General features: G+C 70.3%; 26 protein-coding genes and 1 pseudogene. 16 read left to right on the top strand and 11 right to left on the bottom strand.

The window, feature by feature from the left end:
* The 8 genes and pseudogenes from G3I40_RS04060 to G3I40_RS04025 all read left to right on the top strand — a co-directional run.
* Positions 1–211 (top strand): annotated as a pseudogene (locus tag G3I40_RS04060) (hypothetical protein); the annotation flags it as partial.
* A 7-nt stretch (positions 212–218) separates the two neighbouring features.
* Positions 219–1586, top strand: coding sequence for a CpaF family protein (locus G3I40_RS04055; protein ID WP_164300762.1), 1368 nt, complete (start codon positions 219–221; stop codon positions 1584–1586).
* 25 nt (positions 1587–1611) lie between these two features.
* Positions 1612–2562 (top strand): type II secretion system F family protein, encoded by a 951-nt coding sequence (locus tag G3I40_RS04050; protein ID WP_164300761.1) that lies wholly within the window; start codon positions 1612–1614, stop codon positions 2560–2562.
* A gap of 3 nt (positions 2563–2565) precedes the next feature.
* Positions 2566–3468 carry a DUF5936 domain-containing protein gene (locus G3I40_RS04045; RefSeq protein ID WP_164300760.1) on the top strand — a complete coding sequence of 301 codons (903 nt, stop codon included), beginning with the start codon at positions 2566–2568 and terminating at the stop codon, positions 3466–3468.
* Positions 3469–3757: 289 nt separating this feature from the next.
* Positions 3758–3946, top strand: coding sequence for a hypothetical protein (locus G3I40_RS04040; protein ID WP_164300766.1), 189 nt, complete (start codon positions 3758–3760; stop codon positions 3944–3946).
* Positions 3943–4560, top strand: a complete 618-nt coding sequence (locus G3I40_RS04035) for a pilus assembly protein TadG-related protein (RefSeq protein ID WP_164300765.1) — start codon at positions 3943–3945, stop codon at positions 4558–4560. The genes G3I40_RS04040 and G3I40_RS04035 overlap by 4 nt, the downstream gene beginning before the upstream one ends.
* A gap of 32 nt (positions 4561–4592) precedes the next feature.
* Entirely contained in the window at positions 4593–5192 is a 600-nt protein-coding gene (locus G3I40_RS04030; protein ID WP_164300759.1) for a hypothetical protein, read from the top strand.
* Position 5193: 1 nt separating this feature from the next.
* Positions 5194–5823 (top strand): OmpA family protein, encoded by a 630-nt coding sequence (locus tag G3I40_RS04025; protein WP_164300758.1) that lies wholly within the window; start codon positions 5194–5196, stop codon positions 5821–5823.
* 16 nt (positions 5824–5839) lie between these two features.
* Here G3I40_RS04025 and G3I40_RS04020 read toward each other — a convergent pair whose 3' ends face one another.
* The 3 genes from G3I40_RS04020 to G3I40_RS04010 form a co-directional block, all read right to left on the bottom strand.
* Positions 5840–6625 (bottom strand): SAM-dependent methyltransferase, encoded by a 786-nt coding sequence (locus G3I40_RS04020; RefSeq protein ID WP_164300757.1) that lies wholly within the window; start codon positions 6623–6625, stop codon positions 5840–5842.
* A gap of 253 nt (positions 6626–6878) precedes the next feature.
* Positions 6879–8570, bottom strand: coding sequence for a serine/threonine-protein kinase (locus G3I40_RS04015; RefSeq protein ID WP_164300756.1), 1692 nt, complete (start codon positions 8568–8570; stop codon positions 6879–6881).
* A gap of 428 nt (positions 8571–8998) precedes the next feature.
* Complete coding sequence (locus G3I40_RS04010) at positions 8999–10300, bottom strand: cytochrome P450 (protein WP_164300755.1); 1302 nt, start codon at positions 10298–10300, stop codon at positions 8999–9001.
* 217 nt (positions 10301–10517) lie between these two features.
* Here G3I40_RS04010 and G3I40_RS04005 point away from each other — a divergent pair, with 217 nt between their 5' ends.
* Together G3I40_RS04005 and G3I40_RS04000 are read left to right on the top strand one after the other, a co-directional pair.
* Complete coding sequence (locus tag G3I40_RS04005; protein WP_164300754.1) at positions 10518–11330, top strand: class I SAM-dependent methyltransferase; 813 nt, start codon at positions 10518–10520, stop codon at positions 11328–11330.
* Positions 11331–11430: 100 nt separating this feature from the next.
* Positions 11431–11802: a helix-turn-helix domain-containing protein gene (locus tag G3I40_RS04000; RefSeq protein WP_164300753.1), complete on the top strand. Its 372-nt coding sequence runs from the start codon at positions 11431–11433 to the stop codon at positions 11800–11802.
* A 540-nt stretch (positions 11803–12342) separates the two neighbouring features.
* Here G3I40_RS04000 and mgrA read toward each other — a convergent pair.
* The gene (gene mgrA, locus G3I40_RS03995) at positions 12343–13380 is read right to left on the bottom strand and encodes an L-glyceraldehyde 3-phosphate reductase (RefSeq protein ID WP_164300752.1); all 1038 of its coding nucleotides are present in this window, start codon (positions 13378–13380) and stop codon (positions 12343–12345) included.
* 140 nt (positions 13381–13520) lie between these two features.
* Here mgrA and G3I40_RS03990 point away from each other — a divergent pair, with 140 nt between their 5' ends.
* From G3I40_RS03990 to G3I40_RS03975, 4 genes are all read left to right on the top strand, one after another.
* Positions 13521–14294 (top strand): isoprenyl transferase, encoded by a 774-nt coding sequence (locus G3I40_RS03990; RefSeq protein ID WP_164300751.1) that lies wholly within the window; start codon positions 13521–13523, stop codon positions 14292–14294.
* A gap of 337 nt (positions 14295–14631) precedes the next feature.
* Entirely contained in the window at positions 14632–15954 is a 1323-nt protein-coding gene (locus G3I40_RS03985; protein ID WP_164300750.1) for a PhoH family protein, read from the top strand.
* A gap of 409 nt (positions 15955–16363) precedes the next feature.
* Positions 16364–17074: a lytic transglycosylase domain-containing protein gene (locus G3I40_RS03980; RefSeq protein ID WP_343244819.1), complete on the top strand. Its 711-nt coding sequence runs from the start codon at positions 16364–16366 to the stop codon at positions 17072–17074.
* A gap of 106 nt (positions 17075–17180) precedes the next feature.
* The gene (locus G3I40_RS03975) at positions 17181–18554 is read left to right on the top strand and encodes an AI-2E family transporter (protein ID WP_164300748.1); all 1374 of its coding nucleotides are present in this window, start codon (positions 17181–17183) and stop codon (positions 18552–18554) included.
* Between the two features lie 62 nt (positions 18555–18616).
* Here G3I40_RS03975 and G3I40_RS03970 read toward each other — a convergent pair whose 3' ends face one another.
* Both G3I40_RS03970 and G3I40_RS03965 read right to left on the bottom strand, forming a co-directional pair.
* On the bottom strand, positions 18617–19147 hold the full coding sequence (locus G3I40_RS03970) for an alkyl hydroperoxide reductase (RefSeq protein ID WP_164300747.1): 531 nt from the start codon (positions 19145–19147) through the stop codon (positions 18617–18619).
* Between the two features lie 15 nt (positions 19148–19162).
* Positions 19163–19717: a peroxiredoxin gene (locus tag G3I40_RS03965; RefSeq protein WP_164300746.1), complete on the bottom strand. Its 555-nt coding sequence runs from the start codon at positions 19715–19717 to the stop codon at positions 19163–19165.
* Between the two features lie 158 nt (positions 19718–19875).
* Between G3I40_RS03965 and G3I40_RS03960 the strand changes: the two genes are divergently transcribed.
* Positions 19876–20817: a hydrogen peroxide-inducible genes activator gene (locus G3I40_RS03960; protein ID WP_164300764.1), complete on the top strand. Its 942-nt coding sequence runs from the start codon at positions 19876–19878 to the stop codon at positions 20815–20817.
* A 4-nt stretch (positions 20818–20821) separates the two neighbouring features.
* Here G3I40_RS03960 and G3I40_RS03955 read toward each other — a convergent pair whose 3' ends face one another.
* From G3I40_RS03955 to G3I40_RS03935, 5 genes are all read right to left on the bottom strand, one after another.
* The gene (locus G3I40_RS03955) at positions 20822–23188 is read right to left on the bottom strand and encodes an FtsX-like permease family protein (RefSeq protein ID WP_164300745.1); all 2367 of its coding nucleotides are present in this window, start codon (positions 23186–23188) and stop codon (positions 20822–20824) included.
* Positions 23185–23871 (bottom strand): ABC transporter ATP-binding protein, encoded by a 687-nt coding sequence (locus G3I40_RS03950; RefSeq protein WP_164300763.1) that lies wholly within the window; start codon positions 23869–23871, stop codon positions 23185–23187. The genes G3I40_RS03955 and G3I40_RS03950 overlap by 4 nt, the downstream gene beginning before the upstream one ends.
* An 8-nt stretch (positions 23872–23879) precedes the next feature.
* Positions 23880–24407: a PadR family transcriptional regulator gene (locus tag G3I40_RS03945; protein WP_164300744.1), complete on the bottom strand. Its 528-nt coding sequence runs from the start codon at positions 24405–24407 to the stop codon at positions 23880–23882.
* Positions 24408–24533: 126 nt separating this feature from the next.
* Positions 24534–24776: a hypothetical protein gene (locus tag G3I40_RS03940; RefSeq protein ID WP_164300743.1), complete on the bottom strand. Its 243-nt coding sequence runs from the start codon at positions 24774–24776 to the stop codon at positions 24534–24536.
* Positions 24773–25711, bottom strand: coding sequence for an SPFH domain-containing protein (locus G3I40_RS03935; RefSeq protein ID WP_164300742.1), 939 nt, complete (start codon positions 25709–25711; stop codon positions 24773–24775). Before G3I40_RS03935 ends, G3I40_RS03940 begins: the two co-directional genes overlap by 4 nt.
* Before the next feature lie 278 nt (positions 25712–25989).
* On the opposite strand from G3I40_RS03935, the gene G3I40_RS03930 reads away from it, so the two are divergent.
* Positions 25990–26427: biosynthetic peptidoglycan transglycosylase (locus tag G3I40_RS03930; RefSeq protein WP_164300741.1), on the top strand; the 438-nt coding region annotated here is incomplete at its 3' end.

Here is a 26427-nt window from a genome sequence, read left to right as displayed (position 1 = left end):
CCGCGCCGAGTCGCTGAACCCGGGCACGGGCGGGGCGGCGGCGGCCGGGTCGGCGAGCGGCTGGCTGGACCCCGCGGCGGCGATCGGTACCGGCGACACCGTGACCGCCACCGTCACCGTCCACGTACCGGCGATCATCCCGCTCTTCGACGGCTGGGACCTCCGCCGCTCGGCATCGATGCCCAATGACCGTACAGATGCGGGGAGTTGAGAAGAGCATGAGTCTGCGATCCCGTGTCGTCGCCACCCGCGACACGCCCACCGGCACGCCCCCGGAACGCGACGAGGGCCTGATCGCCGTCTACCGCGCCAAGCTCCTCGAAGAGATCGACCTGGCCGAGATGTCCTCGCTGCAGGCCGCGGACCGCCGCGTCCGCCTGGAGCGCGTCCTCGGCCACATCATCAGCCGTGAGGGCCCGGTCCTCTCCTCGTCCGAGCGCACCCAGCTGATCCGCCGCGTCGTCGACGAGGCGCTGGGCCTCGGCATCCTCGAACCCCTCCTGGCGGACGCCTCCATCACCGAGATCATGGTGAACGGACCGGACGCGATCTTCGTGGAGCGCGCGGGCCGGGTCGAACAGCTTCCGCTGCGCTTCGCGTCCCCCGAGCAGCTCATGCAGACCATCGAGCGCATCGTGTCGACGGTCAACAGGCGGGTCGACGAGTCCAACCCCATGGTCGACGCCCGCCTGCCCACCGGCGAGCGCGTCAACGTGATCATCCCGCCCCTCGCACTCACCGGCGCGACCCTCACCATCCGCCGCTTCCCGCGCGCGTACAGCCTCACCGAACTCCTCGAACTCGGCTCCCTCGACGAGCACATGCTGATGCTGCTCGCGGCCTGCGTACGGGCCCGCTTCAACATCATCGTCAGCGGCGGCACGGGCTCCGGCAAGACGACGCTCCTCAACGCCCTGTCGGCCCTGATCCCGTCCCACGAGCGCATCATCACGATCGAGGACTCGGCGGAGCTCCAACTGCAGCAGGACCACGTGATCCGCCTCGAATCGCGTCCCCCGAACGTCGAGGGCAAGGGCCAGGTCACCATCCGCGACCTGGTACGCAACAGCCTGCGCATGCGCCCCGACCGCATCATCGTCGGCGAGGTCCGCGGCGGCGAGACCCTCGACATGCTCCAGGCCATGTCCACGGGCCACGACGGCTCCCTCGCCACGGTCCACGCCAACACCGCCGAGGACGCGCTCACCCGTCTCCAGACGCTCGGTTCGATGTCGGAGGTCGACGTCCCCTTCGAAGCGCTGCGGGACCAGATCAACTCGGCCGTCGACGTCCTCGTCCAGCTCACCCGGCACGCCGACGGCTCCCGCCGGATCAGCGAGATCGCCCTGCTCGTCTCGCACGGCCGCGAGCAGTTCACCATCGCGACGGTGACCCGCTTCGCCGCCCAGCCGTACGTGTCCGGCGCCACGGACCTGGAACGGCGACGCGTCCACGGCTACTACGAACACCTGCCGCTGCCGCGCCGCGTCGCCGACCGGCTGTACGTGGCGGGGGAGGCGGTCCCGCCGGCGTTCGGGGTCGTCGAGTCCGTCGACGTACGCAACACGAGGGAGGCCACGGGATGACACCACTCGCACGAGGGAGCGCGGCATGACGCAGCCCGCCCTCATCGCCCTCGGTGCCACGCTCCTGACCTGCGTACTCGCTCTCGCGGGTGTGCACGTCTACGCCTCCGGGCGCGCCCAGCGCCAGGCCCTCGTCGACCGCCTGGACGGCTATCCGGGCGCCGCTCACGCCGGTTCCGGGGGCGGCCGGGTACGCCGCTTCACCGCGGTCGACCGCCGCGTGCGCCGGACCCGCCTGGGCCGCGCGGTCCACCTGCGCCTGTCCGCGACGGGCCTCGACCTGACGGCGGGCGAGTTCTCCGTCTACGTGGCGGCGGTCGTCGTCGCCTTGTGGCTGCTGGCGGCGACGGCGCTGGCCCCGTTCTTCGGCCCGATCGCGGGAGCGGTGGCGGTCTGGGCCGCCGTCATCTTCCTCAACTGGCAACGCCAGAAACGCATCGAGGCCTTCATCAACCAACTCCCGGACGTGGCCCGGCTCCTGGCCAACGCGACGGCCGCGGGCCTGGCCCTGCGCACGTCACTGGCGATGGCGGCGGAGGAACTGGAAGCCCCGGCAGGCGAGGAACTCTCGCGCGTAGCCGACCAGTTGGCGCTGGGACGCTCGGTCGACGACGCTCTGGACGAACTGGCGGCCCGCCTGCCCTCCCGCGAACTGATCGTCCTGGTCACGACCTTGGTCCTGGCGAACAAGGCAGGCGGCTCGGTGGTCTCGTCCCTGCGCAACCTCACCCAGACGCTGGAGGACCGCAAGGAGACCCGGCGCGAGATCCGCACGATGCTCTCCGAGGTCAACGCGACGGCGTTCACGGTCCCGCTCCTGGGCCTGGGCTCACTGCTCCTCATCAACTCCTCGAACGAGGGCGCCCTGGCCCGCGTGACCGGCTCCCCCCTGGGCCAGACCCTCATCCTCGTCTCCCTCGGCCTGTACGCGATCGGGTTCTTCGTGATCCGCCGCCTGGGAAAGATCGAGGTCTGACACATGCCGACGACACTCCTGGCCGTCCTCCTGGCGGCCCTCACCGCCCTGGCCGTCCTCGGCGTCTTCGCGGGCGTCCGCATGTACCGGGCCGAGGCCAAGGTGCCCAGCGACCTCGCCCTGGCCCTGGAGGTGGGCGCCACCCGGGTCTCCACGGCAGGCTCGGCGGTCGACCGCCTGGGGATGCGCTTCGCGCCCCTCGTCCTGCGCCTCATGGGCCCGCGCCGCGTCGACGCGAAGCGCCGCAGGATCGACATGGCGGGAAACCCCGGCGGCCTGACGATCGACCGCTACGCGGCACGCAGGGCGGTCTACGGCCTCTTCGGCGCGGTCATGGCCCTGGTCTTCCTCACGAACGGCCAGCCCCTGTTCGCCCTCCTCACCCTCGCCTTCGGGGCGCTGGCCGCCGACGCGCTGATCTGGCAGGCGGTACGCGAACGCAAGGAGGTCATCGACCGCACCCTGCCCGACTTCCTGGACGTCCTGGCGGTCGTGGTCTCGGCGGGGCTCGGTTTCCGCCAGGCGCTGGACCGGGTGGCCGAGAAGTACGAGGGCCCGTGGGCGGACGAGCTGCGCATCACCCTGCGCCAGATGGACATGGGCGTCCCGCGCCGCCAGGCCTTCGACGAACTGCGCCGGCGCAACGCGTCCGAGCAGGTCGCCCAGTTCGTCTCCGCGCTCCAGCAGGGCGAGGAGCTGGGCTCACCCATCGCCGAGACCCTCATCCAGCTCGCCACGGACATGCGCCGCACGGACGCCCAGAACTCACGCCGCCGCGCCGCGAAAACGATCCCGAAGGCAACGATGGTGACCCTGGTCTTCATGCTCCCGGCCACCATGATCCTGATCGCCACGGGCATGTTCCTGGGCTCCGGAACCAACTTCGGTTCCATATTGGGGCGTTGAGGCTCTGCTGTTACGGCGCTCGACCGCTTACATTGGTCGGAGCCATGGGTTGGCGAATGCGAATACATCAGGGTACGGGTCGCCAACGTGGTCACCTACGACGGGAGTTGATGGGCGATGTCCCTCCGGGCAACACGCCGAAAACTTCCGGTCAAGCAAGCCCCCTTAATTGGCGAAACCGAGTGCTCAGGGTCGCAGTTCGCGTACGTTGCGTGTGTTGTTCTGGTTGCCGTGGAGCAAGTGGCGGAAGGGGGATCCCGTGATCAAGGACCGACTGCTCGGGGCGTGGATGACGTGGACGGGTTCACTGGGGGAGCGTCTTCGGGGGGCTCGGCGGGATACGGGGGCCGGGTTTGTGGAGTATGCGGGGTTGATGATTCTGATTGCGGGGATCTTCGTGGCGATCGACAGTCTGGGACTGGACGGGATGATCTCCGGGGCGATCATGGACGCCATCAGCAACGTGACAGGTGGCTGACGAGGGTTCCCTCTCGTCTCCAGGGCGATCGCGGTTCGACACTCCCGATCTATATCTGGCTGACCGGGATCCTGCTCTTCGCGGCACTCGCCTTCTTCGCCTTCGCTCAGGCCGCTTCGGCGCGAAACGGTGCTCAATCAGCGGCGGACGCAGCTGCGTTGGCGGCCGCCCAGTCCGCACGCGACGAACTGATGGACCGCATGGGCGAGGACATCGCGGGCGGGGACGACTGGCTGCACTGGCTGACCGGCGAAGGCTTTGAGAACCAGGGCGAGCATGCCGCTGCGGCCGCTCGTCTGGCAGCCGACAACGACGCCGGAGTCGTGGGTGGTCCCGACCCTGCCGAGGTCAATGGCCACCCGGGCTACTGGGTCGAAGTGCAGACGAACTACACGGTCGGAGACACGATCATCCCTGGCACGGAGAACGACAGGGCGAAGGCACACGCGACGGCGGTGATCGAGCCCCGCTGTGACATGCCCGTGGACGCCGACCTGAAGAAGGCCCTCCAACTCACGTGTGACGGGCAGGACATCGAGATCGATCCCGAGGATTTCCAACCGGCCGATCTGCCCGACGCGTCAGCCTTGTTCTCCGTCCACCTGGCCGACTGACGACTGAACGAAGAGAGAGGGAAGCCGCAGCGATGAACCTTCGGCGCACTACGACGCCCCGCCGGGCACTGACCGCGGCGGCGATCACGACTGGGCTGGTCCTCGCCGTGGCCGGCTGCGGCGGGGGTGACGACGGCAAAGACGAGCCGAAGAGCTCTTCGAGCCAGGCGACGGCATCAGCCGACAAGAACGACGGCGGACAAGCGCCGCAGTCCTCACCGCCGGCTGACAAGGCCCTGGCAGAGGTGAAGGGGGAGAACGGCATCTCCCTGACCGTCACATCGGCCGTGCGGGACTCGGGAGGGTTCGTCACTGTGCAGGGAACCGTGACGAACGGCACCGGCAAATCGTGGGTCCCCGTCGACTGGCGCGGAGATGAGCGGGAGTTGATGGCCAACGGCGGGTCCATCGCCGGGGCCAACCTCGTCGACCAGGCGGGCAAGAAGAAGTACCTCATCCTCCGGGACACCGAGGGGCGGTGCCTGTGCACGCGCTTCACGGGCGGTGTCCGCAACGGTCAGACGTCGGACTGGTACGCCCAATTCCCCGCCCCACCGGAAGGCACGACCAAGGTTTCGTTCCAGGTCGGCGCCATGCCCCCCGCCCCCATCGAGATCACCGAGGGCGAATGACATGCCCCGACGACGAAACCCCCACCTGACCGCGACGGCGGCGCTCACCGTGGCCGCGTTCGTCCTGGCCGCGGGGACGGCGGGTGCCGACGACGACCCCACCGGCGCCCCGCCCGGCAGCACCACGAGCTCCCCGCCCCCGTCCGTGGACGCCACCAGCCCGGGCCTCAAGCTCGCCGACGGGGCCACGCTCGCGCCCGCCAAGGTGCTGGACATCAAGTCGGTCGTGGAGGACATGTCCGGCGACGAGCGTCGGACCGACACCAACGAGGACGTGACGTTCGCACTCCAGGCGGAGGTCCTGTTCCCCAAGGACAGTTCCAAGCTCAACCCGGACGCCCGCTCCCGCATCCAGGCCATCGCCGACGAGATCAACACCCAAAAGGCAAGCACGGTAAGGGTGTTCGGCTTCACGGACAACCTGGGCTCGTACGCCCACGGCCTGACCCTCTCCAAGAAGCGGGCGGAAGCCGTCCACGACGAGCTGACGGCCGCGCTCGGAGCGGACGGCGGGAACGTCACGTTCCAGGTCCGCGGCTACAGCGAGGACTATCCGATCGCGGACAACACCTCGGAGCAGGGCCGCAAGAAGAACCGCCGGGTGGAGGTGTCGTTCCCGAAGGGCGACTGACGCCGCCCGGGATTCCCTACGGCACCCGCGCGACCACCGCGTACATCCCGCTCGGCTCGGGCCGCGGCGCGGGCTGCTCGCGGAACCACTCGGGGGCCGTCACCAGGCCGGGCTCGATGGGCTCCAGGCCCGCCAGGAGGCGGCCCACTTCCTCGCGGGAGCGCAGGGCGAGCGTCATGCCGCTGCGCGCGTACTGTTCGGTCGCTTCCTGCGCGATGTCCGGGAAGATGTCGTTCGAGGCGTGCGAGAGCACCAGGTGACTGCCGGACGGCAGCGCCGAGACGAGCGTGGCGACGATGCCGTACGGGTCCTGCTCGTCCGCGATGAAGTGCATCAGCGCGATCAGCGAGAGGCCGATGGGCCGGCTGAAGTCCAGGACGGTGCGGGCGTGTTCGAGGATGACACCGGGTTCGCGCACGTCGGCCTGGATGTAGTCGGTGGCGCCCTCGGGGTTGCTGACCAGCAGCGCCTCCGCGTGCCGCAGCACGATGGGGTCGTTGTCGGTGTAGACGACCTTCGCGGACGGCACGATGCCCTGCACGATCTGGTGCAGATTGGGCGCGGTGGGTATGCCGGTGCCGATGTCGAGGAACTGGTCGACGCCGAGGCCCGCGAGGTGGGCGACCGCCCGGTTCATGAACGCACGGTTCTGCAGGGCTCCGACGCGCACCTCGGGCGGCAGCTTCTCGCCCATCGCCTCGTCGACGGGGTAGTTGTCCTTCCCGCCGATCAGCCAGTCGTAGACCCGCGCGGGGTGCGCCTGGCTGGTGTCGATGAGGGGCCGGGGAGCGGGTGCCGACATGTGCGGACTCCATCGTCGCGGGAGAGGCGGGCGGGGTGACTGGCGCTGAGGGCAGTCTGCCATGCCAACTTGCCGTAGTCGGTTGGGTGTTGATATTGCGTGGATCAGGCCCGGGTCCGGCGTTTTGCGACGGTGGGCCACCGGGGGTGTTGACGGTTCGACGTGGGGCGGTTCGGTCGGGGGCCGGTTCGGCATTTCTGGCGGCGCCCGAAGGTCCGGATTGCCCTCCCCGGGGGGCCGACCGGCGGCCGCCCTAGGAGCGATCGCGCCACACGGTCAACGCCCCGCTCAGGAAGCTGATCCCGCTCTTCGGGAGCGCGGTGCTCTTCGTCTCGACCACGAACAGACCGATGTAGCCGTCGGGGTGCTTGAAACAGATCTCGCTGCCGGTGGTGATGATGGCGAGCGGCAGCCGCGTGTCCGCGCCCTTGCCTGCGAGCCAGGCACGGCAGTCGTCGAGGCCGGTGCCCGGCTTGCCGTACACCGGGGCGATGACGGTGCCGCGCGTGGTGGCCTCCAGCGCGCAGCTGGTCTCCTTGGCGCAGGTGAAGCGGATGTCGCCCTTGCGGTCCTTGCGCTGGACGCCGTCCTTGATGTTCAGCGAGTCCTTCTCGTCCAGCCACAGCCCGGGGTAGGGGGTGGCCACCGGCGGTGAGGAGGCGGCGTCGGCTCCGGCCCCGGACACCCGCTCCGACCCCGACCCCGATCCCGCTGTGATCCTGGACGCCGATGGTGAGGGAGAGGATGCGTCGGCAGACGTACCCGTACCCGCGCCCTTCGCGACCCCGTGCCCCCCGCCGCGCCCGCTGTCGAACGTGCCCGTCGCGTCCATCACCGCCCATGCCAGCACCGAGAGCACCAGCACCCCGGCCGTCACCGCCGCCCCGGTCAGCAGCTTCGCGCGGCGGCTGCGGGGGTGCGGGTCGGCCGGGTAAGTCGGGGCCTGCCAGGGGGAGTTCGGGCCGACGGAGTTCGGCCTGGGCTGCGTCACGGTGGGGTGGGCGAGCGTCGGGGGCGCGGGGGAGGGGGCGGCCGGCGACGGGAGCGGGCGGACCGGTGACGGCACCGTGAGTGGGGGACCGGTGACCTCACGCCAGACCGTGCCGGCGTCCGCGTCCTGCCCGAGCCGCTCCCGGCACCACTCGACCACCTCGGCCGGCGTGGCCCGCTGCGCGGGGTCGGCCGCGAGGCAGCGGGCGAGCAGCGGGCGCAGTTCCGGGGGCAGCGCGGACAGGTCGGGCTCGGAGTGGACGATGCGGTAGAGCACGCTGACCGCGGGGCCGTCGCCGTACAGCGAGGTGCCCAGGGCGGCGAACGCCACCGTCTGGGCGAGCGAGAAGACGTCGGTGGCCGCCGTGACCGGGCCCCCGGCCGCCTGCTCGGGCGCCATGAACTGCGGGGTGCCGATGGTGACGCCGGTCGCGGTGTACGACGTGCCGTCCGCGGCCACCGAGATGCCGAAGTCGATCACGCGCGGGCCGTCGGCGGCCAGCAGGACGTTCGACGGCTTCAGGTCGCGGTGCACGATGCCCACCGCATGGATCGCCTGCAACGCCTCGGCCACCCCGGCCGTCAGCCACAGCAGCGCGGGCACCGGCAGCGGCCCGCGCCGGGCCACCGCCTCCGCGAGCGAGGGGCCGGGTACGTAGAGCGTCGCCAGCCAGGGCGGGGCGCCGTCCGCGTCGCCGTCGATCAGTTCGGCGGTGTAGGCGCCCCTGACCCGGCGGGCCGCCTCCATCTCGTGGCGGAAGCGCCGCAGGAAGCCGGGGTCGTCGGCCAGTTCGGGGCGTACGACCTTGATCGCCACCGGGCGGCCGCCCTGCGTGTGCGACAGATAGACCCGGCCCATGCCGCCCGCGCCGAGCCGGGCGGCGAGACGGTACCCGGCCACCACCGCCGGGTCGTCCTGCTGCAGCGGCTGGAACACGTCACTGGTGTGGTTCATCGCCCCTCGTTCCCCATCCCCGGGCCGGACGACGGCCGGCCGAGGGATCAGATTAAGCGGGGGCTGTCACGACTGCACCACCACCAGCACGCCCACGACCCTTACTCACCCAGCTAACCCAGGACAGCTAGCTCACCCATCTCGCGAGGAGCGTGGCGAGGTCGGTGAGGATCTGGAGCCAGGGCCGTATCCGCTCGGCCCGCCGCCCCAGCCTTCCGCGCCGCCCGATGACGGGGTCGCCCCGTCGCCGTCGCAGCCTTCTGTCCCGCGCCAGCCGTAAGGACCTGATACGCGCGCCCGTGATGCGCCTGCGTCGCCTCATGCCGAGACGCTAGCGAGGCCGCCGCGCGGGGCGCAGGGAGGGCGAGCGCCAAAGCGGCCCCGGGGTTATTGGCGGTAACCGGCAATCGGCAAACAGAGCGCGGCGCTCAACTCAGCTTCACCGGCAGTGAATCCACCCCGTACACGATCGACAGCTTGCGGAACGCGAGCTCCGAGGCCGGCACGGCGATCGTCAACTCGGGGAAGCGTCGCACCAGTTGGGGGAAGGCGGCGCGCAGCTCCATCTTGCCGAGCTCCGCCCCGATGCAGCGGTGGATGCCGTAGCCGAAGGCGAGGTGGGACGCGGTCGGCGGGCGGGCGGGGAGGAAGGCGTCCATGTCGTCGCCCAGGCGCGGGTCGCGGTCCGCCGCGCTCAGCGACACGATCACGACGTCGCCCGCACAGATCCGGACGCCCCCGACCGTCACGTCCTCGCGGGCGAAGCGCGGGAACGCCGTCTGTACGACGGTGAGATGGCGCAGGAGTTCGTCGACGAAGGGCGCCGCCACCGTCGCCGGGTCGTCCGCGTCGCGCAGCGCGTCGAAGTGCGCGCGGTCCTGGAGCATGATCAGGGTACCGAGGGCGATCATGCTCGCCGTGGTCTCCAGGCCGCCCGTCAGGACGCCGTCGGCGAGGCCGGTCAGTTCCTCGTCGGTGATGTTGTCGCCGTGCTCGCGCACCAGCATGCCCAGCAGGCCCTCGCCGGGATCGCGCCGCTGCTCGGCGACGACCCCGCGCAGGTAGTCCAGGGACTGCGAGACCGCGCCGAAGGACGCGCCCGCGCCGCCCAGCACGTCGAAGCGGGCGACGGAGAACTGCTGGAACGCCTCGCGCTCCTCGTACGGGACGCCGAGCAACTCGCAGATGACCAGCGCCGGTACGGGCATCGCGAAGTGCTCGACGAAGTCGACCGTGCCGTCGGGCGACTCCTGCGCCGCCTTCTCCAGGTGGGCCAGCTGTTCCTCGACGATCGCGTGGATGCGGGGGGTGAGGCGCGACAGGCGGCGCATCGTGAACTCGGGGGTGAGCAGCCGCCGCAGCCGCGTGTGGTCCGGCGGGTCGCAGAAACCGAGGCCGCCCGGGTTCTGGTCGGCCCCCGCGCCGCCCACGCCCACCAGATGACGGAAGTCGTTGCTGTACGCCTTGGCGTCGCCGAGCACTTCCTTCGCCTCGTCGTAGCCCGACACCAGCCAGACCGTCATGCCGGGGATGGGCAGCTTGCTGACCGGCTCGCGGTCGCGCAGCACGCCGATCTCGGGGACCGGGTCGAGGCCGTCACGGCGCAGCGGCAGCAGCGCCGCCTCCGGCAGCTTCGAGAGCACGGACAGATCGAGGCCTTCCCCTCTTCTCCTGAGACGGGAGAAGTAGAGGCGGGTCAGCCAGGTCGCTATCGCGGAACGTACGGACATGTGCTCGCATCTCTGCGGTGGGACGGACGGGCCTGTGGGTACGTGTGGGGCCGTGGTGCTGACGGTGGTGGGGGTCCGCCAAGGGTACGTGCGTGCACCGGGTCCTACGGAAGAGGGGCCGTCCCCCTGTTCTCCCGGGGGACACCCCCACCCCGGCCGTCGGCGGCCGGGGCGAAAAGGGGCTGAGCCGGGCGCGCGGGCCTGCGACGATGCCCTCATGACCAGCGAGAAGCACGGAACCGACGCGTCCCCCGCCCACCCCGGCCGCTCCTTCGACGCGCTCGTCGCGGAGGCCGTCGCCGAGCCCACCGACGGCTGGGACTTCTCCTGGTTCGAGGGGCGCGCGACCGAGCAGCGCCCTTCCTGGGGGTACGCCCGCGCGATGGGCGAGCGCCTCGCGCGCGCCGAGGTCCGGGCCGCCCTCGACCTGGACACCGGCGGCGGCGAGGTGCTGAACATGGCGCCGCGGCTGCCGCCCCTCATGGCCGCGACCGAGGGCTGGCCGCCGAACGTCGCCAAGGCGAGCCGGCTGCTCGCCCCGCGCGGGGTGGTCGTCGTGGCGGCGTCCGCCGACGCCCCGCTGCCGTTCGCCGAGGGGACCTTCGACCTGGTCACCAGCCGTCACCCGGTCAAGGCCCCGTTCGCCGAGATCGCCCGGGTGCTGCGCCCGGGCGGCACGTACTTCGCCCAGCACGTCGGCCCCAGCAGCGTGTTCGAGGTCGTCGAGTACTTCCTGGGCCCGCAGCCGGAATCGGTCCGTCGCGGCCGTGACCCGCAGGCGGAGGCGGCCGAGGCCGGGGCCGCCGGTCTGGAGATCGTCGACCTGCGCGCGGAGCGCCTGCGCATCGAGTTCTACGACATCGGGGCCGTCGTCCACTTCCTGCGCAAGGTGGTGTGGATGGTTCCGGGATTCACCGTCGAGGCGTACCGGCCCCAACTGCTCGCGCTCCACGAGCGGATCGTCGCCGAGGGCCCGTTCGTCGCCCACAGCACGCGTCATCTGATCGAGGCCCGCAAGCCCTCCGCGTAGGCCGAACTCCGCGACGCGTGAGGCGAGTTGCCGGGCATCATCCGACCGCCCCGCGCGTTGCCGGTCAGGAGGGACGACGGACGAGAAGGAGAACGCGTACATGGGGCACAAGGGGACGGACGGTTCCGAGGGGCGCTACAGCTGTGGGCTGGACGCCGCCGTGGACGTCGTGGGCGGCAAGTGGAAGCCGATGATCCTGTGGGCGTTGCACGATGCCGGAACCCTGCGCTTCGGCGAACTGCGGCGTTCCGTGCACGGCGTCACGGAGAAGGTCCTGGCCCAGCAACTGCGGGAGTTGGAGGCCGACCGCGTCGTGCACCGCGAGGTGTTCCCGGAGGTTCCGCCGCGCGTCGAGTACTCGCTGACGGAGCTGGGCCGGACGCTGAACCAGGCACTGGTCCCGCTCGGCCTGTGGGGCGAGGCGCACATGGCCGCGATCGTGGCGGCCAAGGAGGCCGGGGCGGCCGCCTGAGGCAACCGATTCCGCATCGTTATCGAGACGCACTCGATCCCCACGTAAACCTCACGTAAGTTCAGACCAACGGCAATTCGCGTGAGCAAAGCTACGCGGCGGTACCGCGCGGCGGAGGGGGCTGCGCGGTGCCGCGTGCCACCTCCAGGGGCGCGACCTGGCGTGCGGGGCCCCGAATGCGCCATATCCGCGGCGGCGCCCCCGACCGGCTGTACGCGCGTCAACCGCGCGCACGACACGGGAGAGGGACCCCGTACCCCCCGGTGAAACCTCGTGAACCCGCGGTCGCGAGCGCCCGCGGCCCGCTGTGAGCCCGCTGTGAGGCGGCCGGAAAGCTACCTCCGGCCGTCGTCGGGTGACTGCGGAGAGTAGTTGTGGCACGCCGATGCACGCAGCATCACTTACGAAGGGTTATGGTGGAAACCCCCCCTCGGGCCGGTCCGTCTCCCCCCCACGGACCGGCCCGTTTTTTGTCCGTACATAAGGACGCCACAAGCCCCGCTCAGCGGCCTGTGGCGTCCTTTGTGCGTCCGGCGCGGGTCAGCTGCGGCCGGCCCAGATGTTCGTGCCGGGGGTGGACACGGCGAACGAGTCGATTTCGGTCAGCTCCGCGGCCGTCAGCTTCGGGGCCGCGAGCGCCGCCACGTTCTCCTCCAGCTGCTGCACGCTGGAGGCGCCGATCAGCGCCGACGTCATCCGCTCGTCGCGCAGCACCCAGGTCAGCGCGAGCTGCGCGAGGGACTGGCCGCGGCCCTTGGCGATGTCGTTCAGCCCGTTCAGCCGGCGCACCACCTCGTCGCTCAGCAGGTTCGGGTCGAGCGACTTGCCCTGGGTGGCGCGCGAACCCTCCGGGATGCCCTTCAGGTACTTGCCCGTGAGCAGGCCCTGCGCGAGCGGCACGAAGGAGATGCAGCCCATGCCGGCCCTCTCCAGGGTGTCGAGCAGCCCGTCGTCCTCGGTCCAGCGGTTGATCATCGAGTAGGACGGCTGGTGGATGAGGGCCGGGACGCCCATCTCCTTGAGCAGGCGCGCCGCCTCGGCCGTCTGCTCGCTGTTGTACGAGGAGACGCCGACGTACAGCGCCTTGCCCTGCTGCACCGCCGACGCCAGCGCGCCCATCGTCTCCTCCAGGGGAGTGTCCGGGTCGAAGCGGTGCGAGTAGAAGATGTCGACGTAGTCGAGACCCATCCGCTTCAGCGACGCGTCCAGCGACGACAGCAGGTACTTGCGGCTGCCCCACTCGCCGTACGGGCCGGGGTGCATGAGGTAGCCGGCCTTGGTCGAAATGACCAACTCGTCACGGTACGAGGCGAAGTCCTGCGCGAAGATCTTGCCGAAGTTCAACTCGGCGCTGCCCGCGGGCGGCCCGTAGTTGTTGGCGAGGTCGAAGTGCGTGACTCCCAGGTCGAAGGCGCGGCGCAGGATCGCGCGCTGCGAGTCGAGGGAGCGGTCGTCACCGAAGTTGTGCCACAGGCCCAGCGAGACCGCGGGCAGCTTCAGGCCGCTGCGTCCGGTGCGCCGGTACTCCATGGAGTCGTACCGGTCGGCGGACGCGACATAAGGAGAGGAGTCGTTCATGGATACGAAACTACGTCAGACCTCCGACACCCCTCACCCGGCACCCGCGGGGGTCCGGGGGGCACCCCGGGGACAGGCGCGGTTCGGGGGTAGGCTCTCGCCCTCGGGGACTGCCGTCTGCATGGAGGGGCTGAACGACCGTGAACCTGCGCGACAGGCTGCGTAGCCTGCTGGTCGGGCTGTACGCACGCCGGGTGGAGGGCCACCTGGACCACGCCCAGGTGCCCAAGCACATCGGGGTCATCATGGATGGCAACCGGCGCTGGGCGAAGGCCGCCGGATCCACCACCGCCCAGGGCCATCAGGCGGGTGCCTACAAGATCGAGGAGTTCCTCGGCTGGTGCAGCGAGACGGACGTCGAGGTCGTCACGCTCTGGCTGCTGTCGACCGACAACTTCGACCGCCCCCAGGAGGAGCTCGGCCCGCTCCTCGGCATCATCGAGGGCGTCGTCCGCACGCTCGCCACCGACGGCCGCTGGCGCGTGCACCACGTCGGCGCCACCGACATCCTGCCCTCCGGGATGCAGACGGTCCTCAAGGAGGCCGAGGAGACCACGGCCGGCCGCGACGGGATAGTGGTCAACGTCGCGATCGGCTACGGCGGCCGCCAGGAGATCGCCGACGCCGTCCGCTCGATGCTCCTCGACGCCGCCGACAAGGGGACCTCGCTGGAGCAGGTCGCCGACGACGTCACCATCGACCTGATCGGCAAGCACCTCTACACCAGCGCCCAGCCCGACCCGGATCTCGTCATCCGCACCAGCGGTGAGCAGCGGCTGTCCGGGTTCATGCTGTGGCAGACGGCCCACTCCGAGTACTACTTCTGTGACGTCTTCTGGCCGGCGTTCCGCAAGGTCGACTTCCTGCGCGCGATGCGCGACTACGCCGCCCGTCACCGGCGCTACGGCGGCTGACACCGCGGCAGGGCTCCCCCACAGCGGGACGTACGTCATCAGGAGTTAACGCGCGCGCCGTCATATGCCGTGGCATGGCTGCGCGTGTTCGAGGGAATAAGCCTTCCAGGTCGGTGTCCGCACCAAGGGCACCGCATCTCAGCGGACGGCACGGGGCCGTCCGCCCGGGAGGCCCTTTGCACCAGGACGACCGTACGCAGACGAGTACGGATGACGACTTGGAGGGCCGGCTCTCGGCCCGCGCGCAGGGGCCGTTGACCGGCAGGTTCGACCCGCCCTCCCGGCCCAGCATTCCCTCCGTCGCTCCCCGACCTCTTCCGAGGGGGTACGTCCTTCCGTGGTGACCAGCAACAAGCGCCACAAGCCCGACCGGCGCACCTATGTTCTCGACACCAGCGTCCTGCTGGCCGATCCGAACGCCATGACCCGTTTCGACGAACACGAAGTGGTCCTTCCTGTCGTCGTGGTCACGGAGTTGGAGGCCAAACGGCACCATCCGGAGCTGGGGTACTTCGCCCGGCAGGCCCTGCGCCTGCTCGACGACTACCGCATCCGCTTCGGGCGGCTCGACGCCCCGATCCCCACCGGGGAACTGGGCGGCACGCTGCGCGTCGAGCTCAACCACTCCGACCCCAGCGTCCTGCCCTCGGGCTACCGCCTCGGGGACAACGACTCCCGCATCCTCGCGGTCGCACGCAATCTGCAGGCCGAGGGATTCGACGTCACGGTCGTGTCGAAGGATCTGCCGCTCAGGATCAAGGCGTCCTCGGTGGGCCTCCTCGCCGAGGAGTACCGCGCCGAACTCGCCATCACGGAGTCCGGCTACACCGGAATGTCCGAACTGACCCTGCCCGCCGAGCAGGTCGACCTCCTCTTCGACGAGGACAGCCTCTACGTTCCCGAGGCCGCCGACCTTCCGGTGCACACGGGTCTGACGATCCACTCCGAGCGGGGCAAGGCCCTCGGCCGCGTCACGCCGGAGGGCAACGTCCGCCTGGTGCGCGGCGACCGGGAGGCCTTCGGGCTCAAGGGGCGCAGCGCCGAGCAGCGGATCGCGCTGGATCTGCTCCTCGATCCGGACGTCGGCATCATCTCGATGGGCGGCCGGGCCGGCACCGGCAAGTCCGCGCTCGCGCTCTGTGCGGGCCTGGAGGCCGTCCTGGAGCGGCGCCAGCACCAGAAGGTGATGGTGTTCCGGCCGCTGTACGCGGTCGGCGGGCAGGAGCTCGGCTATCTGCCGGGGTCCGAGGCCGACAAGATGGGGCCGTGGGCGCAGGCGGTCTTCGACACGCTCTCGTCGGTGACCTCGCGCGAGGTCATCGAGGAGGTCACGTCCCGCGGGATGCTGGAGGTGCTGCCGCTCACGCACATCCGCGGCCGCTCGCTGCACGACGCGTTCGTGATCGTGGACGAGGCCCAATCCCTGGAACGGAACGTCCTCTTGACCGTTCTGTCCCGTATTGGGGCGAACTCGCGGGTGGTCCTCACCCATGACGTCGCCCAGCGCGACAACCTTCGGGTCGGCCGGTACGACGGAGTCGTCGCGGTCGTCGAGAAACTGAAGGGGCATCCGCTGTTCGCGCACGTCACGCTGACGCGCTCGGAGCGGTCGCAGATCGCGGCCCTGGTGACCGAAATGCTGGAAGACGGTCAGATTTAAGGCAGTTGGTAGTACTTGGCGCCGTCCGGAGAAGCCTGAGAGCTTATCCGGGCGGCGTCTTGGCGTGCGTGCGTTTCCTGAAATCCCGTGGGGCAAACGGGGTGTGACCTTTCACACGCAACGCAGAATTGCCTTGCGGCGTCCGGATACGGCAGAGTCACGGTCCTGTCAGGCCCCGCATACGACACATCTGTACCCCCAGCGGTACGGCACCACCGCAGCCCCGGCTGCACCTCGAACTCCATATCGATCGTCGTATGCCGCCCGAGAACCACGCGGCGCTCCCCGAGCGGGAGTTGCCCACCGGGCCCGTGCCTCCCGTGACCCGTCAGTTGGGAGGCCAGTGTCCAGGGGCACGATTGCGTCCGCGAGGGTCACACCACAGCGGGCGATGCTGGAAGGAAACCGCGTGAGCCGGATTTCGGTCCGGGGATTCGCGGTGGCTTCGGCCACCGCGGTCACCACAGTCGGCGCCGTCGTGGGTGTTGCCTCGGGCAGCACTGCTCAGCCTTCGAACGAGGCAGAGGCCACGGCCGGCGACGCGACCCTCCTCGCCGATATACCCGCGGGTCAGCAGGCCCATGTGCAGACCGCGTCCCTGACGCAGCAGGCACAGACGCAGGCCATCGCGGCCGACAACGCGGCACAGAAGACGGCGGAAGCGGCGGCGCGCAAGAAGGCCGCCGAGGACGCGATCGCCAAGCAGCAGGACGCGCAGGCGGCCAAGGAGAAGGCGGAGAAGGAGGCGAAGGAGCGCGAGGAGGCCAAGAAGGCCGCCAGCCGCTCCTCGGTGCGTGACGCCTCCAGCTTCTCGACGCAGTCGTCGTACTCCGTCGGCCAGATCCAGGCGATGGCGCGTCAGATGGTGCCGTCCGGTCAGTTCCAGTGCTTCAGCAACATCGTGGACCACGAGTCCAGCTGGAACTACCAGGCCTCGAACGCCTCGTCGGGCGCTTACGGCCTCTTCCAGGCATTGCCCGCCTCGAAGTACTCCTCCGCGGGTGCCGACTGGCAGACCAACCCGGCCACCCAGATCAAGTGGGGCCTCAACTACATGAACTCCCGCTACGGGAGCCCGTGTGAGGCCTGGTCCTTCTGGCAGGCCAACAGCTGGTACTAGACCGCACTCCGGTCAGCCTCGCGCAGCCCCTCACCGTCGTACGGTGGGGGGCTGCGGTTGCTTATCGATGTACGGTCGTAGCCCGGGGGAACGTAGAGGACGGATCATGTCGCGAATTCCAGGCTGGCTCGAACGGGTGGGCGACGGAATCAGCAGGGTGGGTGAGCGCCTGGACGAGCGCCGCGCGCAGGCCGAGCGGGAGTCGGGCGACGAACTGTCGCACGAGCGGTCGCACTCCCCGCCGGGCTCAACTGCCGCGCCCGGAGCATCCGCTGAACCGGCGTCGGACGAGACGGGCGAACAGGTGCCCGCGCCGCCCGCGTACGCACCGGCCATAGCCGCCCGCCCCGAACCGGTCGCCGCCGTGCCCTGGGGCCTGCGGGTGGCCGCCGAGGCGGCCTGGCGGCTGCTGGTGCTCGCAGGTCTGCTCTGGGTCCTGATAAGGATCATCAGCTCCGTGCAACTGGTGGTGTTCGCGTTCGTCGCGGCGCTGCTCATCACCGCGCTGCTGCAGCCTACGGTCGCCCGGCTGCGCCGCCACGGCGTGCCCAGGGGGCTGGCGACGGCCCTGACCGCCATCCTCGGCTTCGTCATCATGGGGCTCGTCGGCTGGTTCGTGGTCTGGCAGGTCCAGGAGAACATCGACGCGCTGTCCGACCAGATCCAGGACGGCATCGACGATCTGCGCAAGTGGCTCCTCAACAGCCCCTTCCACGTGACCGAGAGCCAGATCAACGAGATCGCCAAGTCGCTGCGCGACGCGATCGGCGCCAACACGGACGAGATCACGTCCGCGGGCCTCGAAGGCGTCACCGTCATCGTCGAGGCGATGACCGGCATCCTGCTGACGATGTTCTCGACGCTGTTCCTGCTCTACGACGGCCGGCGCATCTGGGAGTGGACGCTCAAGCTCGTCCCGGCGCAGGCCCGGCCCGGTATCGCGGGTGCGGGGCCGCGGGCGTGGCGCACGCTCACCGCGTACGTCCGCGGAACGGTGATAGTCGCCCTGATCGACGCCATCTTCATCGGCCTCGGGATCTTCTTCCTGGGCGTGCCGATGGCGGTGCCGCTGGCCGTCTTCATCTTCCTGTTCGCGTTCATCCCGCTGGTGGGTGCCGTCGTGTCCGGCGCGCTCGCGGTGGTCGTGGCGCTGGTGACGCAGGGCGTGTTCACCGCCCTGATGGTGCTCGTGGTCGTCCTGGCCGTGCAGCAGATCGAGGGCCACATCCTGCAGCCGTTCATCCTCGGCCGCGCGGTGCGGGTGCATCCGCTGGCCGTGGTGCTGTCCGTCGCCGCCGGCGGGATGGTGTCCGGGATCGGGGGAGCGGTGGTGGCCGTGCCGCTGGTCGCCGTGACCAACACGGTGGTGGTGTATCTGCGGGCGTGGTCGCGCGAGGCCGCGATCCGGCAGGCGCCGGTGCCGCGCGGCGCGACAGCCGTGGAGGTCGCGCCGGTGGACCCCCCGTCCGACGCACCGTAGAAGCACGTACGAAGAAGGCCGGCCCCCTGCACGCGCAGGGGGCCGGCCTTCTTCGTACGTGCTTACGCCAGGACGTCCTCGGCGTCGAGCGTCACGCCCACCGCCTGGATCACGGAGGCGATCTTGAAGGCCTCCTGGATGACGTCGCGGTCGACGCCCGCCTTGCGGAGCACCTGCTCGTGCGAGTCGAGGCACATCCCGCAGCCGTTGATCGCGGAGACCGCGAACGACCACAGCTCGAAGTCGACCTTGTCGACGCCGGGGTTGCCGATGACGTTCATCCGCAGGCCCGCGCGCATCGTCCCGTACTCGTCATCCGAGAGCAGGTGACGCGTGCGGTAGAAGACGTTGTTCATCGCCATGACGGCGGCGGCCGACTTGGCAGCCGTGTACGCCTCGGGCGACAGGTTCGCCTTCGCCTCCGGCTCCAGCTCGCGCAGCACGCGCGGGGAGCGGGAGGTGATGGCGCACGCCAGGACCGTGCCCCACAGCTGCTGCTGCGGGAGGTCCGAGTTGCCGATGACCGAGCCCAGGTTGAGCTTCAGGTCCTTGGCGTAGTCCGGTATGGCGGACTTCAGTTCGTCAAGTGCCATGACAGTACGCTCCGTTCACTCGCCCGAGAGCAGCGCGACCGGGTCCAGGGTCTCGTCGCCCTTGCTCCAGTTGCACGGGCACAGCTCGTCCGTCTGGAGCGCGTCGAGGACCCGCAGGACCTCCTTGGGGTTACGGCCGACGGAACCGGCGGTCACCATCGTGAACTGGATCTCGTTGTTCTGGTCGACGATGAAGACGGCGCGCTGCGCGAAGCCGTCCTCGCCCTCGATGCCGAGGTCACGCATGAGCTCGTGCTTCGAGTCGGCCAGCATCGGGAAGGGCAGGTCCGTCAGGTCCGGGTGGTCCTTGCGCCAGGCGTGGTGCACGAACTCGGAGTCGCCGGAGAAGCCGAGGACCTGGGCGTCACGGTCGGCGAACTCGTCGTTCAGCTTGCCGAAAGCGGCGATCTCGGTCGGGCACACGAAGGTGAAGTCCTTGGGCCACGCGAAGACGATCTTCCACTTGCCCTCGTAGGTCTTGTGGTTGATCTGCTCGAACTCAGAGCCCTTCTCCAGCGAGACACAGGCAGTCAGGTCGAACTCGGGGAACTTGTCACCGACAGTGAGCACACGCTCTCCTTGCAGCGAGAAAGGTCCCGTTTTGTGGGGCCTTTCTATGGGTTGGACTGCTGGTGATCGTGGCACAGGGTGTATTGATTACGGAAATAGCTAGACTCAGTCATGTTGATCGGAGGTGGCTATCAGTGGCCGTACAGAACGGAAAACCCCTGGGTGCGCGCAAGCGGCAGCCGAGCCTGGCGCAACTGCGGGCGTTCGCCGCGGTCGCCGAGTACCTGCACTTCAGGGACGCGGCCGCGGCCATCGGCACCAGCCAGCCCGCGCTGTCCGGCGCCGTGTCGGCGCTGGAGGAGACGCTCGGGGTGAGCCTCGTCGAGCGTACGACGCGCAAGGTGCTGCTCTCGCCGGCCGGCGAGCGGATCGCGGTACGCGCCAGGGCCGTGCTCGACGAGGTCGGCGCGCTGATGGAGGAGGCCGAGGCGGTGCGGGCGCCGTTCACCGGCGCGCTGCGGCTCGGCGTGATCCCGACGGTGGCGCCCTATCTGCTGCCGACCGTGCTGCGGCTCGTCCACGACAAGTACCCGGACCTCGATCTGCAGGTGCACGAGGAGCAGACGTCGTCACTGGTCGAGGGGCTCGGCGCCGGGCGGCTCGACCTGCTGCTGCTCGCGGTGCCGCTCGGGGTGCCCGGAGTCACCGAACTGCCGTTGTTCGACGAGGACTTCGTGCTGGTCACCCCGCTCGACCACTGGCTCGGCGGGCGGGAGGGGATTCCGCGCGAGGCGCTGCGCGAGCTGCAACTGCTGCTGCTCGACGAGGGGCACTGCCTGCGGGACCAGGCCCTGGACATCTGCCGGGAGGCCGGCCGGGCGGGAGCCGCTCCGGTCACGACGACCGCGGCCGGGCTCTCGACGCTGGTGCAGCTCGTCGCCGGCGGACTCGGGGTGACGCTCCTGCCCCGCACGGCCGTCGCCGTCGAGACCAGCCGCAGCAGCCAGCTGCTCACCGGGTACTTCGCCGAGCCGGCGCCCACGCGCAGGGTGGCCCTGGCGATGCGCGCGGGGGCGGCCCGCTCCGCGGAGTACGAGGAGCTGGCCGCCGCCCTGCGGACTGCTTTGCAGGGACTGCCCGTTCGCGTCGTCCAGGGCTGATTCCCTATTCGGTGCGCAGCCCGTTCGCGCGCATCAGCCGCCACAGCGGCGGCATGCTCAGCAGGGTGACCGCGGCGATCGCACCCGCGCCCACGCCCGCCAGGGGCAGGAACACCAGCCAGTCGGTGACGGGCCTGCCGACCAGGCGCAGCATCAGCCAGCCGAGGCCGAGGCCGCCCGTGACCGCCAGGGCCATGCCGAGCACGACCGGGATCGCCGTCTGCCACAGCACCGACCAGGCGAGCGTCGTACGGCGGGTGCCGTACGCCACCAGGATCGACAACAGACGCTTTCGGTCGCGCAGTTGCTCGATCTGCGAGACCAGCATGGCGGCCGCGATCAGCGCCATGGTGAGCGCCGCCGCCGTGAACACGCCGCTGCGGATGCTCGCGTACTCCTTGTCGGGGTTCAGCGAGCTGTAGTTCCACACGTGCATCCCCGGGTCGATCCGGAACGCCGTGTTGCGCGAGTACTCGACGGCGTCCGGCACGGACCTGTCGACCTGGATCTGCGCGGCCGTCGCGGCGTTCTGCAGGTGCCGCACGTCGAAGGCGCCCCTGGTGGCGAGGATCCCGCCGAACTTGACGCCGCCCGGGTCGCGCCGCGACTGCACCGTGCGGGCCTCCTTGGGCAGCGTCCACCGCGCGGACCGGACGTCACCGGCGAAGAGCCGCGCGCCGGGCTTGAGCTCCGCCATCATCCGCGCGTCGTCGTCCGGGGAGTTCGACCCGGTGACGCGGAAGGCGTCGCCGTCGCGGCAGGACGGCAGGTGCGCCATCTGGCGCAGCGAGGCGCAGGAGCCGACGGACAGCGACGTGGAGCGCATCGAGCCGTCGGAGTCCGGCTTCGCGCCCACCGGGTCCACCCAGGTGTCCACGGTCCCGTACACCGACTTGACGCCCTTGGTCGCCCCGAACTCACGGACCATCCGCTCGGCCATCTCCCCGCTGGGGAACATGGAGTTCACGCCGATCTGGGCCCGCGAGGGGCTCGCGCCGGTCTTTTCGGTGAAGTCGTCGTTGATGCCGGTCATGTACATCTGCAGGGCGATGCCGCCCGCCACCGCGATGGTGATCCCGGCGACCGCGCGCGAGGCGCCGCTGCTGTTCAACTGCAGCCTGCGCACGGCCAGCTGCCAGGGCACGGGCCCGCCCCGCAGCCGGCGGACGGTGGCCTCCACCAGCCAGGGCAGCACCAGGACCAGGCCGATCAGGGTGCAGGCGATACCGGCCGAGATCTGCACGGTGCCCCTGGAGCGCGACGCGTCGGAGGAGCGCGACGCGAGCAGCAGCAGCGCACCGAGGACGGGCACCGGGATGCGCCACCACAGGCGCCGGCGCCGGGCACGGCCGCCGCGGACCACGCCCAGCGGCTCGATGACGACGGAGCGCAGGGCGAACACCGTGACGGCGACGGCCGCCAGCGGCACCGCCAGCAGGATCAGCACGGCCAGGGCGGGCACCGGTGTCAGGTCCGCGGGGAACGTCGACAGCCGCCAGATCTCCACCACGCCGAGCAGTTGCCGCGCGGCCAGGAAGAACACGACGCCGAGCCCCAGGCCGATCAGCGTGCCGAACAGCGCCTCGCCCGCGGCCATCCGGCGCGTCATCCGCACGTCCGCGCCGACCAGGCGCAGCGCGGCGAGGCGCCGGTCGCGCCGCTCGCCGCCGAACCGCACGGCCGTCGCGATGAAGATGGCGACCGGGACGAGCAGCACGATGCAGGCCAGCACGATGAACACGATGAGGATCGGGTCCAGCGGGTCGTTCGGGAACGTCAGGCCGAAGTGGTCGATGCGGTGCGCCTCGCGGGCGGTGTTGAGCTTGTCGCTGCCGACGTACAGGAACAGCTCGAAGGGGTCGGTCAGGCCCGGTTCGTGGATCGTGCCGACGGTCCGGTAGTCGTAGCGCTCCTTGAGGAGCTTGCCCTCGGGGGAGCCGAGCAGCTTCTTCAGCGCGGGCGAGACGACCATCTCGCCGGGGCCCGGCAGTTCGTCGACACCGGGCGGCAGCGGCGGGTGCGCGCCCTCGGGCCGCAGCAGGTAGCCGCCGATCCTGCTGTCCCGGTAGTCGGAGGAGGCGTCGACGGCGAGCATCGTGCGTGGGCCGGGCTTGAGCTCGCCCTGTGTGCCGAAGCCCAACTGGCGGTTCTCGCCGCGCGCGTCGCGCTCGTGCAGGTACGTCGGCACGGACGCGGCGCCCAGCAGCAGGGCCACGCCGAGGCCGACGCCGACCGCGGTCAGCAGCGTACGGACCCAGCCCTCGCGGCCGCCGGACGCGGCGAACCGGATGCCGAGGCCGAGGTCGCGCAGCCGGCCCGACCGGCCGGGGGCCGGCCCGGTGGCACGTGCGGGGTCGGCCACCAGCGTCATCGGGCGAACTCCATGTCCCGCGACTTGCCGTCCCGTACGACGATCTCGCGGTCCGAGTAGGCCGCGACCCGGGTCTCGTGCGTGACCAGGACGACGGCGGCGTTCGCGCCGCGGGCCGCCTCGGTGAGCAGCTCCATGACGCGCTCGCCGTTGAGGGAGTCGAGGGCGCCGGTCGGCTCGTCGGCGAACAGCACGCGCGGGTTGGTCACCAACGAGCGGGCCACGGCGACGCGCTGTCCCTGGCCGCCGGATATCTCGCCGGGCCGTTTGCCCGCGAGGCCGTCCACCTCCAGGCGCTCCAGCCACCCGGTGGCCCGCCGCTCGGCCTCCTTGCGCTTGACGCCGGTCAGGCGCAGCGGCAGTGCCACGTTCTCCACGCAGGTCAACTCCGGTACCAGTTGGCCGAACTGGAAGACGAAGCCGAACTCGGTGCGGCGCAGGGCGCTGCGCTCGGCGTCGGACATCGCGGTCAGCTCGCGGCCGTCGTACGTGATCGAGCCCGCGTCCGGGGTGACGATCCCGGCCAGGCAGTGCAGCAGCGTCGACTTGCCCGAGCCGGAGGGACCCATGACGGCGACGACCTCGCCCGGGTGGACGGTGAAGGAGGCGCCGTCCAGGGCGGGGGTGGGCCCGTACGCCTTGTGCAGGTCGTGGGCGGCGAGCAGGGATCCGGCGGGTGTCATGGCGGGGCTCATGAGGGGCGCACCTCCGCGGCGAGCTTGTCGAGGCGCGCGGTGGCGAGTTCCAGCCAGCGCAGGTCGGCTTCCAGGTGGAACAGGGCGTGGTCGCAGATCAGCTGGTCGGCGAGGTCGCCCTTGCGCTTGCGGTCCGTGAGGATGCGCATCAGGCGCAGGTGCTCGGCGCGCTGCATGTCGAGCAGCTCGCCGGCGTCGCGCCCGGTCAGCAGGGCGAGGACGACCTTCGTGTAGAGGGTCGACTGGAGGTACGGCTCCGGCTTCTCCGGGGTCGCCAGCCACTGCTGGACGTCCGTGATGCCGGCATCCGTGATCGCGTACCGCTTGCGCTCCGGGCCGCCGCCGGCCTCGATCCCGTCGACCTCGACGAGGCCGTTCTTCAGGAGGCGGGACATGGTCGAGTAGACCTGCCCGTAATGCAGCGGCTTGTCGTGCCCGAAGGTCTCGTCGAAGGTGCGCTTCAGGTCGTAACCGTGGCGGGGCCCGGATTCCAGGAGCCCGAGAAGGGTGTGGCCGATGGACATGGGGAGGACTGTACACCGTGTGTATACCCGGCGTGTATAGACGCGGTCACCCGGACACGGGTCCGCGCCCCTCGGCAGGCCGTGGGCCTGCCGAGGGGCGCGGGGGGCCGTGCCGGAAGCCTCCGCTCAGCCGTCGGCCGTCGTGCCGGCCTCCCCTTCCGGGGGCTTGGGCGGACGTCCCCGGCGAGGTATCGGTCCGGCCCCGCCGGGCAGCCGCCCCGACTCCGCGAGCGCGCGCCGCAGCAGGAACTCGATCTGCGCGTTGGCCGAGCGCAGCTCGTCCCCGGCCCACCGCGCGAGCGCCTCGTACACCGCGGGATCGAGTCGCAGCAGAACCTGTTTGCGCGCCGGAGGCGGTGACGGGGTCACTGGTAGAGCGTCCCCGTGTTCACGACCGGCTGCGCGGCACGGTCACCGCAGAGCACGACCAGCAGGTTGCTCACCATCGCCGCCTTGCGCTCCTCGTCGAGGGCGACGAAGTCCTGCGCGGTGATCCGGGCGAGCGCGTCCTCGACCATGCCGACCGCGCCGTCGACGATCAGGCGCCGGGCCGCGACCACGGCGCCCGCCTGCTGGCGCTGGAGCATCGCCGAGGCGATCTCGGGCGCGTACGCGAGGTGCGTGAAGCGGGACTCGATGATCTGCACGCCCGCGGCCTCGACCCGTGCGTGCAGTTCGACCGCGAGCTTCTCGGTGATCTCCTCGGCGTTGCCGCGCAGGGACAGGCCGCCCTCGTCGTGCGCGTCGTAGGGATACTCGATGGCGATGTGCCGCACGGCCGCCTCGGTCTGCGTGGAGACGAACTCCAGGAAGTCGTCCACCTCGAACGTGGCCTGCGCGGTGTCCTCGACCTTCCAGACCACGACCGCGGCGAGCTCGATCGGGTTGCCGTACGCGTCGTTGACCTTGAGGACGGCGGTCTCGTGGTTGCGTACGCGCGTCGAGACCTTGGTGCGCGAGGTGAGCGGGTTGACCCAGCGCAGACCGTCCTCGCGGATCGTGCCCCGGTAGCGGCCGAAGAGCTGCACGACGCGGGCCTCGCCCGGCGCCACCATGTTCAGGCCGCCCATCGCGAAGAGCGCGGCGATCGCGAGGACGATGCCGACGACGATCAGCGCCACCTTGCCGCCGGTCGAGGTGAGCGTGGCCCCTGTCGCGACGAGGCCGATCCCGACGAGCAGGCCGACGAGGCCGAGCAGCAGCGCGAGCCCGCCGCCGATGCTGTGCGCCGTGAACTCGCGCACACGCGCCTTCGGCATGGTCGGCACGTCGGGTACGTCCGGTGTGGCGTCCGTCTCGGACATGACAGTCCCCGTCTCTGTGAACTGGAGGTTCGCGGCCGAGTGGCCGGAACCCTGCCTAGCAAAGTGATATCACTTTACTCTCCCCGGCAACCATCCGCATGCCTGGATCGTCGGTTCCCATGGGACAGGTGCTGATTGTCACGTCCGGAAATGACCGGTACGGCAGGGTTTTGACATAAGTGGCGGTGTTAGCTTCATGAGCTGATTCGGCACGACTGGTGTCTACGGGTTTGTCTACGTCTACGAGTACTCGGGACGAGAAGCGGAGCAACGAGGTCATGGGCCGAGCGGATGCGAGAAAGGCGCGCAAGCGCGCGACGCGGCCGTCGGGCATACGCCGCTTCTTCACCTGGAAGAAGCTCCTGGGGGCGTTCTTCGGGTTCGTGCTGCTGTGCATGGGCGCGTTCGTGGTGCTGTACCTGGTGATCGACGTGCCCGAAGGCAACAGGGACGCGCAGCTGCAGAGCAACGTCTACAAGTACAGCGACGGCGCGACCATGGCCCGTACCGGCGACGTGAACCGCGAGATCGTCGACCTGGCCGAGGTGCCCGAGGGCGTCCAGCACACCTTCGTCGCCGCCGAGAACAAGACGTTCTACAAGGACAAGGGCGTCGACTTCAAGGGCACCGCCCGCGGCGTCCTCAACACGCTCAGCGGCAAGGGCAAGCAGGGTGGCTCGACGATCACCCAGCAGTACGTGAAGAACTACTACCTC

The organism is Streptomyces sp. SID14478, from assembly GCF_010548525.1.
Lineage (GTDB): Bacteria > Actinomycetota > Actinomycetes > Streptomycetales > Streptomycetaceae > Streptomyces.
Note: the sequence above shows the minus strand (reverse complement) of the source record. Positions and strands in the feature narration are given on the sequence as shown.